The sequence below is a fragment of the Sphingobacterium nematocida genome (assembly GCF_900168125.1).
Lineage (GTDB): Bacteria > Bacteroidota > Bacteroidia > Sphingobacteriales > Sphingobacteriaceae > Sphingobacterium > Sphingobacterium nematocida.
On record NZ_FUZF01000013.1, the window covers coordinates 103,632 to 120,210 of the forward strand.

Consider the following 16,579-nt stretch of genomic DNA (forward strand, 5'->3'; position numbering starts at 1 on the left):
AGATGCGCCAACACCCCCTCTTCGATAGTACCTGGAAATAGCATCAGTTTTGAATTAATAATATTTATACCAAATACCTATCAAATGTATAAAAATATTACCGCAATCGGAGGAGCTCACCGCCGATTGATAACGTGTTTACTAATGATGAAGTTATATTCATTTTTGCTCCTAGGCCTTATCATGCAGGCGAATGGAAATACCTATGCGCAAAAAGTAAGTCTGTCCGTAAAAGGGGCCGAGCTTGCAGATGTACTGACACAGATCCAAGAGCAGACTAATCTCGATTTTTTTTATAACAGCAGTCAACTAAAACAGGTTGAGAAAATAGATCTGAATGTTAAAAATATGGACCTGAAAAAGGTATTGGACGCTTGTCTGACACCGAGGGGATTATTCTATGTGGTGCAGAACAAAACTGTACTGATAAAAAGGGCTTCTGATCTGGAAAATAAGGAGCTGGAAGAACAACAACAGCAAATTCAAGGAAAAGTACTAAATAGTGACGGGCTACCGTTGGTGGGAGCTTCAATACGATTGCAGCAAAGTAATATTGCTACAGCGACAAAAGGGGATGGCTCATTTACAATGCCGGTAGTGCATACCGATGGTCAATTGCTCATCACTGCGCTCGGCTATGAAGATAAGATTGTATCGTATAAAGTAGGGACGGAATTGCTGATACGGATGTTGGAATCTACAAGCGATCTGGACGAAGTGGTCATCGTTGGCTACGGTACGCAAAAGAAGGCTAACCTAACTGGAGCTGTAGCCCAGATCAATGCCGAGGATATCGCTTTGCGCCCGGATGCTAATATAGCGACGACACTGCAAGGGTTGATGCCTGGGCTGAATATTCAGATCAACAATGGTGACCCTGGTGCGACGCCGGATATCAACGTGCGGGGATTTAACTCGATAAACGGGGGCAATCCGCTGGTGCTGATCGACGGGATAGAAGGCAATATCACGCGGGTCAATCCGAATGATATTGAAGCCGTAACGGTACTGAAAGATGCGGCTTCGTCGGCAATATACGGGGCACGTGGAGCTTTTGGGGTAATCTTGATAACGACAAAGTCGGGTAAGTCGGGCAAAACAGAAATTAATTATTCTAACAACTTTGCCTGGACTACACCAGCGGCTCGCACGGATTATATCACGGATCCTTACGTATATGCCAAGACGGTGGATGCTGCCATATACGGGTACAATGGAAGCAGCTACAGCCGATTTAACGAAATGGATTGGGAAGCGATAAAAATGGTGTCAAGAGGAGAAATAGCTCCTTTCCATGAATTGCAGTCGGATGGTACAAACAAGTTCTTCTACCAAACGGATTGGTGGGACTATCTGTTCCGAAAATATCAGGCTTCTAATTTTCATAATATATCGATATCAGGCGGTAGTGACAAGTTGAAAGGCTACCTATCGGGGCGGGTGTATGACCGACAAAGTATCAATAATATCAATAAGGATGCAGGTATAGGCCGTGATAATATGAAGGCTAACATCGTGTTTACACCGTATGATTGGTTGGAAGTGTCCAATAATGTGCAGTTTATAAACGAGAAGGATAAGGATTACGGCGGATTTTCGAATGGTTTTGGTGGTTTGTGGAGCACGACAACCTGGTATAACCTGATGCCTTTTTACCCAAATTTTGTGGATGGTATACCTACGGATATCGGTACGGGATCGGGAGGACAAGGAGGAAATGCAGGTCTGTATTCAGGAAAGAGCTGGCGCGACATCGGAACGGAGGAGTTCACGAATACATTCCGTGTGGTGGCTCGCCCGCTGAAAGGACTGGAGTTCAACTTTGACTACAGCAACCGTATCGAGAATAGAAGTGTGGCCCTACGCCTCAATCCTTTTACCTACTTGTCGGGTTACAGATTGACACCACTGACCGTGGGGCTGAACCGACTGGAGGAACAACGTCGGAAAGACAAATATAATGCATTGAACTTCTTCGGAACGTATAATACCTCGGTAGCAGATAAGCATAATTTTAAATTGTTGCTAGGTTTTAACCAGGAAGAGTATGATCGGGATTTTATCGGAGCAGTAGGGGATGACCTGCTGTTGGAAGATTTGTCCAATCTATCGCTGTCGACCGTGATGAATTCGATGACGGGTAGTGCGACAAACTGGGCTGTACGAGGTTTTTTTGGTCGTTTTAACTACGATTACGATGGCAAATACCTAATGGAGATCAATGCGCGTTATGACGGATCCTCCCGTTTTCCGGTAGATAGCAGATGGGGATTCTTTCCCTCGCTTTCACTAGGATGGCAAGTGGATCGGGAAAATTTTTGGCAAGAGATCAAACCCTATGTGTCGTCACTCAAGCTGAGAGGGTCGTATGGCGAGTTGGGCAACCAGACGGTAGATGTGAATACGTTTAAAGAACTGATGGCGGTGAGACGGATTTCGTGGTTGAACAATGGGTTGCCAGTGACTGGCGCACAGATGCCGGCGCCGCTACCGAGTGTCGTGACCTGGGAGCGTACTAAAAGTTTGAATCTCGGAGCGGACATCGGTCTGGTCAATAATAAATTGTTTGTGAATGCGGATTGGTACCGTAAAAATGTCTCTGGCATGTATTTGCCAGGAGAACCGCTGCCAGGTGTATTCGGAGCAAGCGAACCCCGTGAAAATTATGCCGCATTGCGTAATGATGGGTGGGAAGTCGCTGTATCGTATCGCGATAAGTTTGATGTGGCCGGAGCTCCGTTGCAATTTAATGTGACGGCGAATGTCTCTAATTTTAAAGCGACGATCACTAAATATAACAACCCGAAAGGATTGTTGAGTACGTATTATGAGGGACAACGCCTGGGTGAAATATGGGGATACCGCATTGATGGCCAGTTCCAGTCTGATGAGGAGGCTTTTGCTTACCAAAATTCGTTTGATAACCCCTCCACAAATCTAGGACAGGTATATGATGATGTATTGAACATTATGCAGAATAGCGAATGGAATCACCTGCGTGGGGGAGATATCAAGTACTTGGATCTGAATGCAGACGGGAAGATAAATAAGGGCGATAATACCTTGGCTAATCACGGTGATCTCGAAAGGATCGGTAATGCCATGCCGCAATACTTATTTGGCTTGAACCTCAATGCAAGATGGAAAGGATTTGATGTGTCTACAGCGCTGTCCGGGGTCGGTAGGCAAGACTGGTACCCTACGGGCGAGCTGTATTGGGGGACCTATCAAAGACCGTACTTATCTTTTATCCGGAAGGATTTGATCGATAATGCATGGACACCAGACAATAAAGACAACATGTACCCACAGATCTATAGGGGATATTCTTCGCTACAGGCAAGACGGTCACTATATGAGGTTAACGATTATTACCTGACAAATTTAGGTTTTCTTCGTGTCAAAAACTTGACGGTAGGTTATACATTACCGCAAGAGTGGACGCGTAAAGCCAAAGTGGATCGTCTGCGGGTATTTTTTAGTGGAGAAAATATGTTTACCTGGAGCTTTGGCAAATTGACCAAGTATATCGATCCGGAGCAAGCTGGGGCAGGAATAAGCTACTCTGATCCGGACAAGGCTACTACTAGGGGGGATCAACGGGTGTATCCTATGGGTAAAACGTATTCTTTTGGTGTAATGTTGGGCTTATAATAGGAGGAAAGTCATGAAATTAAGATTAATAATATTCGGAATTGTATTTGGTGGGATGTTGACTGCATGTGATGATGGTTTCTTGGATAGACCATCGGAAGATCAGGTAGAGGCCCCTTATTTTTTTAATACGGCCAAAGATCTGGAAGTAGCAACGAATGATTTTTACAGCATGTTGCCGGATGAAGGAAATTATACGGAGGATGCCGGCTCGGACAATCTAATGCCGCTGAATCCTGCGGCACGGGTGCGTGGCTCTAGGGTGGTACCGGTAGGTCGTGGTTCAGGTGGTTGGAGCTGGTCTAACCTGCGAAAGATAAACTATTTTCTAGCTAACTACCATAAGGTAAAAGATGATGCAGCTAAAGCTAAGTTTGGTGGTATTGCCCGTTTTTTTAGAGCGTACTTCTATTACGATAAGGTAAAGACCTTTGGTGATGTGCCTTGGTATAGTGGTGTACTGGATGCAAAAGATCCAGAACTGTATAAAGCACGAGATTCACGGATATTGGTGATGGACTCGGTGATGGCTGATTTGGACTTTGCGATAGCCAATATACCCGCAGAAAAGCAGGTGAACCTCATCACACGCTATACGGCTATGCTATTGAAAGCACGTGTCGCGCTGTTTGAAGGTACATTTCGAAGGTATCATGGCTTGGAAGGAGCCGATCGCTACCTGACATTGGCAGCAGAAGCAGCTCAGGAGTTGATCGCTACCAATGCCTATACGCTGTATACAGAGGGTGGCACAGAGGCGGCTTATAGAAATTTATTTGCCCGTAATAAACAGGATAATAGTGAGACGCTATTGGCGGTAGACTATGAGTTGGGCCTTAGGGTGCACTCACTGGGTTATTCATTTACTTCGGCGACACAGGGATCGTATGGTATTCCAAAGGATTTGATCAACAGTTACCTCATGCGGGATGGTTCAAGATTTACGGATAAGGCCAATTATAGGACCATGGGATTTTTTGAAGAAATGCAAAACCGGGATCCTCGATTGACCCAAACGACGGCAGGACCTGAATTTAGAGTAAACGGCGAGACAAAAAATGAACCGGTAAATCTATCGATCACAACGACGGGCTATCGTCTGATCAAAGCACTCCCTGACCGTGCACAGTGGACAACTTCTGGAGCTTATTTTGATATCATTTTGTTTCGATATGCCGAGGCTTTGTTGGTATTGGCAGAAGCAAAGGCCGAATTAGGTACGCTGACGCAGGGGGATTTGAATATTTCGATCAATAGATTGAGAGCCCGGGTGGGAATGCCTAACCTCGATATGGCACAGGCTAATGCAAATCCAGACCCGTATCTGATAGCGATGTATCCGAACGTGAAAAATGACCGAGGTATGCAAGGGGTAATCCTGGAAATCAGAAGAGAACGTAGGGCGGAATTATTTAATGAGGGCTTTCGTTGGGATGATCTGATGCGCTGGAAAGAAGGTCAAAAGGTGATGCAGCCTATTGTTGGTGTTTATTTTCCAAGTGTGGGGGCTTATGATTTTACCGGTGATGGCCAAGCTGATGTGTTTGTACATACGGGAAGCACAGCTGGGGCTCCTTCATCCGTCACTTCTATGGTGAATATTAGGCAACGCACGTTGCGCGATCCTTTGACGGGTAATAGAAACAGTGATTTTGGGAATATAGATCCTTTCGTTGATGGTGGTAAGTTTAGAGAGGATAGGGATTATCTAGCACCTATTCCTTCGGAAGAATTGTTGTTGAATGAGAATCTACGCCAAAATCCAAAATGGGACGAATAACCTGTTTTTTTAAGAAAGAGGTAAATGTAAATTTAAAGATGCTATTCTAATGAACAAAATAAACTATATACTGCTTGGCTTGCTTCTCGTACTGGGTATAAGCAGCTGTAAGAAGGATAAAGATGCCTTTGAAGAAAAACTGCTGATCGGCACAGAATATATGGAGGTGAGCAGTAAGGGGAATACCTATAATTTTGAGGTGTTATCCAACACAACCATGCAAGTAGAAACGGATGCCGAATGGATCGTATTGGATACGACGGTATACGAAAAAGGAAAACAGCGAATTGGTTTTTCAATCGTTACGAATACGGACGACGAACGATCGGGACTGGTGCTGGTACGTACCAATGCGGAGACAACTAAGCAAGTACTGGTGGTACAGGAGTCGGGAAAGGTGCCTGTGTTTTACGTGAAGGCTGATGGCACAGGCGACGGTAAATCCTGGAATACCGCCACGGACCTGAACACGGCAATAGAGAAAGCGACAACCAACAGCACAATCTATCTAGCAGAAGGTGTGTATGTGCCGTCTAAGACCATCCGTAATGGGGATGCTAATCTGCTGTCGGATAGGACGTTTGAAATATCGAAAAATATATCCCTGATCGGTGGTTTTGCTGAGGATGCGCTCCCGGGAGCTAAACCTAATACAGCACTTTATAAGACCATATTGGATGGCACGTTACCGACTGGTAAAAAAGCCTATCATACGGTCACAATTACTGCAGCACTGGATACAGAATCAAAGGTGTATCTGGAAGGCCTCACTATCCGCGGTGGAGAAGCCACCAATAGGGGTAGTAATGTGAGTATCAATAGTGTGCAGTACAACCGTGGTCACGGTGGTGGAATGTTGATTGCAAATGCTGTCGTGCATATGAAAAATGTAGAAGTCGTTGATAATGTTGCTTCTACCTCGGGCGGAACGGCTGGATTTGCAGCGGGAATGTATGTCTTTGCTGGTGCGAAGGTAACGATGGAAGATTCAAAGGTAAATAACAATTCGAACAACAATAATAACGGAGGTGGTGTATGGGTCGCCGATGCTAGTCTATTGGCATATAATTCGAAATTTAACGAAAATTATGCCCGAGGAACTGCGGGAGCAGTGCATGGCTATCCGAATGCAACACTGCATCTGTACAATTGTGAAGTGATGAATAACAGCAACACTTCTTACGGTGCTGGCGTCTATGTGCGGGAGAACTCAAGTGCGCTATTGGTGAACTGCCTTTTGGTCGGAAATAAAAGTACATCGGCCAACGGTGGCGGAGCTGTAATGCAGTATGGCGGAACCACGGTGGACATCATTAGCTGTACGATTACGGGCAACGATATCGTGGGACCTGGCGCTGGGGTGTATCGACGAGATAAAGTGAATAACCTAACTATCCTTAACTCGATCATCTCGGGGAATAAGCAGGCGAGTAACTCGAAAGATGTGGACGCTTTTACGGATAATGCGGCGGTGATCCCTGTGATTAAGAATGCTGTTACTACGGCCTCGGTATATGGCGATGCGGGAACAATTGTAGCTGGTGCGGTATTTACGCCTTCGTCGATGTTGAGTACCGATTACCTGCCTATTGGTACGAATAATCCGGCATTGGTTTATGGGTTGACGGGGGCGACCCTGATGGGTATAGGACAGACTTATAACCCGGTGCTGAACGAGGCTATTGCCAAGGATATGAATGGCGAACCGAGAACTGCAACGGTGATGGGTGCTAAAGTAAAATAGACGATGAAGAGGAAGCTATTTTGGTTATTTATCTGTTTGGGCTTGTCGATTAAAGTCAGTATGGCTGTTAATCCCAAGACTGTTATGCTGGTCTTGGGATCTGCAGACCCGAAGGTGTTGGAAGAACGTATAGCTATTGCGGCGCGGTTGTACCGGACACAACCTATTCAAAGGATTATTGTGAGCGGTGGCTGCGGAGCGCACGGCTCCGCTATCTGTGAAGCGACGGCTATGCAGGAGGGACTGTTGGCTAGAGGGGTGGATCGGCATAAAATCTACAAAGAGGAAAATGCGAAGACAACCGTCCAAAACTACGTATTCAGTAGGATTCTTCGTGACGAAAAGGATGATCTGATTATGCAGCCCGGGGATACGGTATTTGTCGTGTCTAATCATTGGCATGCAATAGCTGTGGCGGCGCGATTGCGCGAGCACGATGGGATGGAAGCGCGCTTTTATATAGAGGGTAGTATCTTGCCCAAGGATACGGATAAACTGGATTATGTGGGTATTTTTAATGGCCAAGTAGATAATGAAAAGTTTGTGCTAAAGGGAAATTGGCTTACACCAGAAGCGGTTTGGTCACATAATGATAGGACTTATTACCTACGTAATAATCTGGTGTATGGGACGGATCTTGCGAACACATCTTTTTCTACGCAGCGTGCGGAAGAAGTATTGCCGTTCTTGGGCCAGTTGGACCAGACACATTCGCGAGCCTTTATCGATGGTGGTGAATTCTGGTGGGTACGTAATGGCAATACGCTATGGAAAGTAAAAAAGCATGATAAGAATATTGTAGAGCATGGTACTTGGTCTGATTGGGTAAAGGGGATGCCAGCTGCTTGGAGAGAAGGTGCATTTGCAACAGGAGTGATTTGGGATAGGACCTTGCTGTTATTTGCCGATGACCGTATGCTTATCGCGAAAGCAGGAAAGCATGGTTTTGTATTCGTGGAGGAGATGAATGCCGCTGAATATTTTGGAAAATGGCCTTTTGCGTGGGGCAAGTGTAATGTAGCCTGTGCTACGGTAGATAAAGCCACGGGAGAACTGCTCCTCTATCGTAACATGGAAATGGCACGGGTAGGTAAAGACCGACAGTTAATCGGAAAGCCAATGCCATTTAAAGTAAAATGGATCGAAGATCTCAAATAATAACGTATAATTTGATACAGATGAAAAATAAATTTTTATATAGTTTGATGTTGCTTTTCCTTGTCTTCTCGTGTACTGAGAAAGGGGACGGTACCCAATTGCCTTACGATTATTCGCAGGTTGAAAAAGACAATCTCAAGGATTTATTAGCGAAAGCGGATTGGAAGACAAAAGTGGTATCTGATGGGGTGATGTGGAAATATTATCAATTCCCACAGATTTTTGAATCGAGGCAATACCTAAATGTTTTGGAAATCGATTTGACTAAAGGTTTAAAAATCGAGATTCCTTATGTGAAGTCTGGATTTTTGAAAACAAGTGAAGCTGCTGTGAGTAAGAACGCACTGGTGGCTTTTAACGGTAGCTATTTTAACACAACGACGGGGGGATCGACTGTATTTTTTAAATATGAGGATCAAGTAATTAATAATACGGTATCGGGATTTAACGCATACAGAGAAAATGGCGCTATAGTGTTGGATAATACGGGAGCGCCACGGATAGTGGGAAAGCCGTCGACTGGTTGGACTGCATTGACTGTGCCAGTTGCATTAGCAGGGGGACCTTTGCTTATGTTGGATGGTAAAGAGTTAACACAATTGGAGGTCGCTTTTAATACCGCTAGACATCCACGCACGGCAGTAGGTATCACAGCCGATAATAAGATGATTGTAGTGGTGGTGGATGGACGTTCGTCACAGTCGCAGGGATTAACGATTCCTCAGTTGTCGCAATTAATGGCAGCCCTAGGCTGTACACAAGCGCTGAATCTAGATGGGGGAGGATCCTCTACCGCTTGGGTAAGAGGAGAAGGTGTTGTCAATTTTCCGTCGGATAACGGTAAATTTGATCATGAGGGGGAACGAGGTGTAGCGACGGTGTTTACGGTCAAGTAAAGGCATTAAAATATAAAGACAATTATTTGTAAATAAGCCATAACGGACAATAATTCCGTTATGGCTTTCTTTAACTACGGGGAGAAACATAGGGATAATGAATTTACGTGGAGTGATGAAATAAAGTTAATAGAAGAAGGTAAAAGGACTGAACCAAGGTGACTTCATTAAAAGACCATGTTGAATTAATATTCACTTAATCCTAGAGGACTATGTTTGCGCCAAAATAAATACGCTACTATGAACAAAACTTTACTTCTGATCGCTGCGGTATTCACGTTAACAGGATCAGCTATTGCACAAGATGATTCCGGTATAATGAAATTGGATGAGTTTCGCTATCCCAAACAGCGTAAAATAATCGACATCCCTCATGTAAATGGATTACAGGTATTGAAATGTGACTTTCATATGCACACGGTATTTACCGACGGGCATGTATGGCCTAATGTACGGGTACAAGAAGCCTGGAAAGAGGGTTTGGATGCGATTTCGTTTACGGAGCATGTGGAGTATACCCCACATAAAGACGATGTAAAACCGGGTAATCTACGTTCGAATGAATTGGCTAAAAATCTAGCTGCTGAACAGAATATACTCTTGATCAAAGGTACAGAGGTAACTCGTAATACGCCTCCAGGTCACTTTAACGCCTTATTTATACAAGACGACAAGAACTTGGTAGTATCCAGAGAGTTGGAGCTAGATCAGCAAGCTATACAGGCTGTAGTGGATCAAAAGGCTTTTATCTTCTGGAACCATCCGGGATGGAAAGCTACGCAGATCGAAGGCTCGTACGAGTGGATCCCATTTGTGGATAAAATGTATAAAGACAAGAACCTGCATGGCATAGAGGTGGTCAATGGCTTTGGGTTTCATAAAAAAGCATTGGACTGGGCTTTGGATAGGAATCTAACTATTATCGGTAATACCGATATTCATAATCTGATCGCACATGAGTATGATATCGAACGGGCTGGTATACACCGTACAATGACGTTGGTCATGGCGAAGGACCGCTCGGCCGAAGGTATACGTGCTGCACTGGAAGCAGGCAATACGGTGGCGTGGTCGAGCAACTACCTGTTTGGAAAAGAAGAAAATGTACGGGATTTATTCCATGCCTGTGTGAAGTTGAGTCCGACATTCTACACGAAATCCAACGCTAAGAAAGCTAGTAGTAAGTATTATGAGCTGCAAAATAACTCGGATCTGTACTTTGAGCTTAAGCTTGTAGACGGTAAGGCTACTAAAAGTATTGTATTGCAGCCGAAGTCTTCGCAGATCCTAGTAGCAGACGACGGACAAAGCAAACTATCATATGAAGTGGTATCTACCTATGTACGCAGTGATAAGCATCTGAAAATAGAACTAAGCCTTTAATCTATATCAAGAAATCATGAATAAGCGAATTCCAATTTTTTTATTGGCAGGGATAGCTATGTCCCAAAATCTACAGGCTATGGACTGGAACGTGGTATCTTCAGGGCTTTCTACCATGGTGGCACCACAGCAAAAAGTCGCCGGACGTGTGGTCGATGCTAGTGGAAGACCTGTGCCTTATGCAAATGTAGCGGTAAAAGGTACGCTGTTGAATACAACGACCACTGTGAACGGGGAGTTTGAATTCAACTACAGCAATGGAGCTAAAATCATACTGACTGTAAGCTGTGTGGGATTTACAACAAAGAGCTTTGAAGTGGATAGGGGGACAGATATTCTTATCACGTTGGATAATAAGAATGACCTGGATGAGGTAGTTGTAGTCGGGTATGGCACACAGAAAAAGGTAAACCTAACGGGGGCTGTATCGCAGGTAACCTCGGAGGTATTAGAAAATAGACCTGCTCCTAACCTAAGCCGGATGCTACAGGGGACACTGCCCAACCTTAATCTCAAAATGGTGGATGGTAGCCCTACCCGTGGGGCTGAATTTAATGTGCGTGGTACGACCTCGATAGGTGCAGGAGGATCGGCTCTGGTACTGATCGATGGTGTGGAGGGGGATGCAAATATGATCAATCCGAATGATATCGAATCGGTAACTGTACTGAAGGATGCATCGTCTGCAGCAATATATGGCTCCAGAGCTGCCTTTGGTGTGGTGCTGATCACAACCAAAAATCCTGTTAAAGGACAGGCAAAGGTGACCCTCAATTCGAATTACTCCTTTAACCAACGCACTGTCGAGCCTAAGCTGGTGACAAATGGTTATGAGTGGGCGAAAAATTTTAACGATTCGTTCAATGCTTGGTATGACTATAAGTCTACACCAATATCGGTCAATAATATCTATCCTTTCTCTTTAGAATATCTGGAAGCGTTGAGAAAATACGCAGAAAACCCTACCGGTGAGGAGGCTGTATTTAACCCCGTGAAGAATAGGTATGAGTATTTCGGTAATACCGACTGGTACAATATGATCTATAAAGATGTGATGCCAGCTACTGAACAGGCGATGAGTGTGTCGGGAGGTGGAGATAAGGCTTCGTATTATGTGTCGGGTAGGTATTACCATCAAGACGGCATATTTAAGTATAATCCGGACAAATTTGATAAATACAATCTCCGGGCTAAAGGCGATGTGAAGCTCAACGATTGGATTACTTTTCAGAACAATACCGAGTTGAGTACGTATGACTATCACTACCCGATGTTTGCGGATGGTGATGGGAATATATGGCGTCAGTTTGAGCATCAGGGATATCCAATGGCAGTAGTCCATAACCCTGACGGTACCTATACACATACTGCCGTGTATACAGGGGTAGCTTCTTTTATGGAAGGAAATAATGCTTCAGATCTGAATAATACGGTGCTAAGGAATACAGCAGGACTGATCATAAAGCCGGTAAAAGGTTTGACACTGAAAGGAGATATGACGTATGGCAGGACATGGGAAAACGAAGTACGTACCAATAATTATATGGACTACAGTAATTCGCCTGGTGTAATATCGCGGTTTGGAAGGTCTCTGTTGCGGGAATGGAATGAAAATACAACCTATCTAGCAGGTAATATTACAGCAAATTATGTGAATAAATTTGCAGATAAACATGATCTTAATGTATTAGTGGGGTATAATGTAGAGTCCTCGCGGACTAAGGCCTTGCGGGCGCAAAGGGACGGAATCCTGGTGGAATCGAAACCTGATTTTAACCTGATGGATGGCCTGAACTATAATATAACCGGTGGTGGTAATGAATGGGCATATTTAGGATTGTTCTATCGCCTCAATTATGCATACGACAACCGCTATCTGCTGGAGCTGAATGGCCGTTATGATGGGTCTTCTAAATTTCCAGAACACCAGCGTTATGGTTTCTTCCCATCGGTATCGGGTGGTTGGATCGCATCGAATGAGAGCTTTTTCGAGCCTTTAAAACCTGTGGTAAGTAATTTTAAATTGCGCGCATCATACGGTTCGCTCGGAAATGGAAATGTGGCGCCGTATCGCTATCTCGAACAAATGGGGGTAAGCAAAACATCGGTGGTGCTGAATGGCGTACAGACGAACTATACAAAATTGCCAGGCGTGATCCCGGATGGATTGACTTGGGAGCGCTCGACGACAGCCAACTTTGGGCTGGATCTAGGTGTTTTTGGGAATAGTCTAAACTTTACTTTTGATTGGTACAACCGTATGACCTACGATATGTTTACAGCAGGACAACCGCTGCCTAATGTATTTGGTGCTGCAGTGCCATTTGGTAATTATGCCGATATGTCAACCAAGGGATGGGAGTTGACGGCGAATTATAACTCGCAATTTGAGCTAGCAGGAAAGCCTTTCAATTGGGGGATAAACGGATCCCTCTGGGATAGTAGATCAACAATAGAACGCTTTAATAACCCGAATAAACTATTATCTACTTATTATGTAGGACAGGAAGTAGGTGAGATATGGGGCTATGAAACATTGGGATTCTTTACATCCGAAGAAGATGTAAAAAATCATGCAAACCAGAAATTTTTGAAAAACTCTAACAACAATGTCTGGTTGCCAGGCGACTTAAAGTTTGCCGATTTGGATAATAATGATGTAATCAATCATGGGGATAATACGGTGAATAATCCGGGCGACCGTAGGATAATCGGTAATGATAGTCCGAGGTACCAATATGGTTTTACACTATCGGGCAATTGGAATGGTATAGGATTATCTGCCTTCTTCCAAGGTATAGGTAAGCGGGATTGGTATTTTGCTCCTGAAGCAGGTTTGTTCTGGGGGCCATACAATCGGCCTTATGGTTATCAGCCGACAAAGATGATGGAGGATATATGGACAGAGGAGAATCCAGATGCATATTTTCCACGTTATAGAGGATATACGGCATTGGGAACGGACCGATCACTGGGGGCTCCACAGACCCGATACCTACAGGATGTGTCTTATCTGCGGCTCAAAACATTGACCGTGGACTACACACTGCCTAAGACTTGGGTAAATAGAATGAAGATCAGCAATGCGCAGGTCTTTGCGACTGCACAGAACTTATTTACGTTCTCTGGACTATTCAAACATACGGACAACTTTGACCCAGAGGTAATGGAAAAACCGAAGACGAACGGTGATCTAACAAATGGATCGGGGCAAGGATATGCCTACCCAATGTTGAAGACGACAACGATAGGGATAAACCTAACATTTTAATGGGTAATAGGATATTGGATATTTTGAAATTTTTTGTGATGAATCGGATGAAAACAAAATTTATATTAGGTCTGTTGACAACTATTGTGTTGGCGAGTTCTTGTAAGGATTTTCTGGATAAGGAGCCTTTTGATAAGCTGGTGCCAGCTTCTTTCTTTAATACGGAAGCGGATCTACAGTTGTATACCAATTCTTTCTATCAGGATTTTATTCCTAATGGACTAGCTATTGTACAGGCCGATGAGATGGGAGACTATACGTCTAAAAATAACTCGCCAACATTTATTGCCGGAAACTTCTCTCCGGTAGATCAAAGCAAATGGGATTGGACAAAGCTGCGTAACGTAAACTATTTTCTGTCACGCTACGACAACGTGGCCATACCAGAGGAAGCGAGGAAGCATTATGCAGGGGTAGCTCGCTTTTTTAGGGCTTACTTTTATTTTGATAAGGTGAAAACCTATGGTAATGTGCCTTGGTATGGTAAACCATTGGCAACTGATGACCCTGAACTCTATAAAAAACAGGATCCAAGGACTTTGGTCATGGACTCGGTATTGGCGGATATTGACTTTGCGATAGCAAATATCAGAACGACTAAAGATAACTCTTCGAGTATGATCACCAAATGGGTGGCTTTGGGACTGAAGTCTAGAATATGCCTTTTTGAAGGTACTTTTCGAAAATATCATGAGCATTTAGGGTTAAAGTCTACTGCGGATAAATGGTTGGAAGAGTCGGCGAAGGCGGCAAAGGAACTGATGGATAGTAAGCAATACGCGGTATACAACACAGGTAAACCGAATTCGGATTATCGGACACTTTTTATCAGTGAAAATCCGGTGTCGACAGAGGTCCTATGGGCCAATACGTTTAATAATGCACTGAAGCGCTGGCACGAGATCACATGGAAATTTAACTCGGCAACCTATGGTGCGCGTTGGGGATTGAATAAGCAGTTTGTAAACACGTATCTGAATACTGATGGTACGCGTTTTACAGATAAAGCAGGATACGATGAATTGGAGTTTAAGGAGGAGATGAAGGGGAGGGATGCTCGTTTAGGGCAGTCGGTACGCTCGCTAGGCTATAAGCGTTCGGACGGATCGGCAGCTCCTCCAAACTTTGGTTACACGTTTACAGGCTATCATATCCATAAATTCAGCTTGGACGATAAGCGCTTGGACGGTGTAGCAGAGGGATTCAATTCAATAACGATGATGCGCTATGCCGAGATACTATTAAACTATGCAGAAGCGAAGGCCGAGTTGGGGTTGATGAACGACGTGATATGGGGGGAGACTATCGGTGAGCTGCGCAAACGGGCTGGTGTAAATCCTGCGGTACCAGTTGGCGTAGACCTTTATTTGCAAAAGATTTATTTTCCAGAAGTGTCTGATAAATATGTGATGGAAGTGAGACGCGAACGTGGAATAGAGTTGGTATACGAAGGATTGAGATATGATGATCTGTTGCGCTGGCGTAAAGGAAAATTGTTGGAGATGGACTGGAAGGGAATATATGTGCCAGGAATGAATATCGAAATGGATCTAGACGGTAATAATACACCAGATGTATGTTTTGTGAAGTCTATTCCAAGCAAGACCACACCAGGCGTGGTTTACTTTGTGGTAGATGATAAAGCCGCCAAGCTGTCGGAAGGAACTAAAGGTCATATCATATGGCGTATAGATGAAGAGCGGAAATTTGAAGATAAAAAGTATCTTAGGCCAATAGCAAACGCTGATATTGTAGATAATAACAAACTAGAACAAAATCCAGGCTGGGAGTAGGTGTAGTATTCGTATAAATAGAAGTATGTGCAACCTCAGGAGAGCCTGTATCTTGATTGATACAGGCTCTTTACGTATTATATTCCGTTGTTTTACTTGAATTTACCATTAAAAATACGTAAGAAATGGTTATTTAAATGGCTACGTATTGCTTTGCGGTAGGCTTCGGCATCACGTTGCTTCAGTACTTTTACCAGATCTTTGTGCGAGACAAAGTCTACATCACTTACGGGATGCTCTAAAAAACCGCTGTTATGTACGTACTGAAATATTGGAAGCAGCAGTTCTTGTAATTCCAATAACATCTTATTTTTTGATATCTCGTAGAGTTTGCCATGAAATTGGATCTCGTCATTGATGTTCCAAGGGAATGCCGTATCTCCAGACACAATGTTATCGGCTATTTCTTCTAATTCCTTGAGGTCTTTATCTGTGATATTATTTACAATAAACTCAGCCATACCCACTTCTAGCGCTAAACGCATTTCAAATAGATCTTTGAGGGTATCGCTATCCAGTATGGATGGGTGAAATACCTTTTTAAAAGATCCTAATACATCGGGATTGGTTAAGATCGCTCCTTTGTGTTTTTTTGATTCAATAAGCCCCACTGTTTTGAGCCTTAGTAAAGCTTCCCGAATGACTGTGCGACTTACCCCTAAGCTTTCGGCAAGATCAAGTTCTTTGGGAAGTACGTCGCCAACCTTCATCTTGGTCTCTTGGATAAAAGATATTATCCGTTCTTCAACCTTATCGACTAAGCTAGAGGTATCTACCCCTCCCAACTTTGAAATAGATGTGCTGTCTGTGCCTTCCATGTTTTTTTCAATCATTATGAGAACAATTATAAAAAAAAAATTTGACATTAAATTATTATGTCATACATTTGATATATATTAT

At 43.8% G+C, this 16,579-nt stretch carries 9 protein-coding genes; 8 read left to right on the plus strand and 1 reads right to left on the minus strand.

What is annotated here, in order from left to right:
- Positions 1–144 precede the first annotated feature (144 nt).
- The 8 genes from B5X76_RS14290 (at position 145) to B5X76_RS14325 (ending at position 15,679) form a co-directional block, all read left to right on the plus strand.
- Positions 145–3,654, plus strand: a complete 3,510-nt coding sequence (locus tag B5X76_RS14290) for a TonB-dependent receptor (protein ID WP_245801048.1) — start codon at positions 145–147, stop codon at positions 3,652–3,654.
- Positions 3,655–3,667: 13 nt separating this feature from the next.
- Positions 3,668–5,434 carry a RagB/SusD family nutrient uptake outer membrane protein gene (locus B5X76_RS14295; protein WP_079644019.1) on the plus strand — a complete coding sequence of 589 codons (1,767 nt, stop codon included), beginning with the start codon at positions 3,668–3,670 and terminating at the stop codon, positions 5,432–5,434.
- Between the two features lie 49 nt (positions 5,435–5,483).
- Entirely contained in the window at positions 5,484–7,178 is a 1,695-nt protein-coding gene (locus B5X76_RS14300; protein ID WP_079644020.1) for a right-handed parallel beta-helix repeat-containing protein, read from the plus strand.
- A gap of 3 nt (positions 7,179–7,181) precedes the next feature.
- Positions 7,182–8,336, plus strand: coding sequence for a YdcF family protein (locus B5X76_RS14305; RefSeq protein WP_079644021.1), 1,155 nt, complete (start codon positions 7,182–7,184; stop codon positions 8,334–8,336).
- A gap of 20 nt (positions 8,337–8,356) precedes the next feature.
- Complete coding sequence (locus B5X76_RS14310; protein ID WP_176141087.1) at positions 8,357–9,232, plus strand: phosphodiester glycosidase family protein; 876 nt, start codon at positions 8,357–8,359, stop codon at positions 9,230–9,232.
- A gap of 240 nt (positions 9,233–9,472) precedes the next feature.
- The gene (locus B5X76_RS14315) at positions 9,473–10,615 is read left to right on the plus strand and encodes an Sb-PDE family phosphodiesterase (protein ID WP_079644024.1); all 1,143 of its coding nucleotides are present in this window, start codon (positions 9,473–9,475) and stop codon (positions 10,613–10,615) included.
- 16 nt (positions 10,616–10,631) lie between these two features.
- On the plus strand, positions 10,632–13,886 hold the full coding sequence (locus B5X76_RS14320; RefSeq protein WP_079644026.1) for a SusC/RagA family TonB-linked outer membrane protein: 3,255 nt from the start codon (positions 10,632–10,634) through the stop codon (positions 13,884–13,886).
- A gap of 47 nt (positions 13,887–13,933) precedes the next feature.
- A complete protein-coding gene (locus B5X76_RS14325) occupies positions 13,934–15,679 on the plus strand; it encodes a RagB/SusD family nutrient uptake outer membrane protein (RefSeq protein ID WP_079644078.1) in 1,746 nt (581 codons plus the stop codon).
- Between the two features lie 92 nt (positions 15,680–15,771).
- On the opposite strand, the gene B5X76_RS14330 is transcribed toward B5X76_RS14325, so the two are convergent.
- Positions 15,772–16,512, minus strand: a complete 741-nt coding sequence (locus tag B5X76_RS14330) for a FadR/GntR family transcriptional regulator (protein WP_245801049.1) — start codon at positions 16,510–16,512, stop codon at positions 15,772–15,774.
- Between the last annotated feature and the right edge of the window lie 67 nt (positions 16,513–16,579).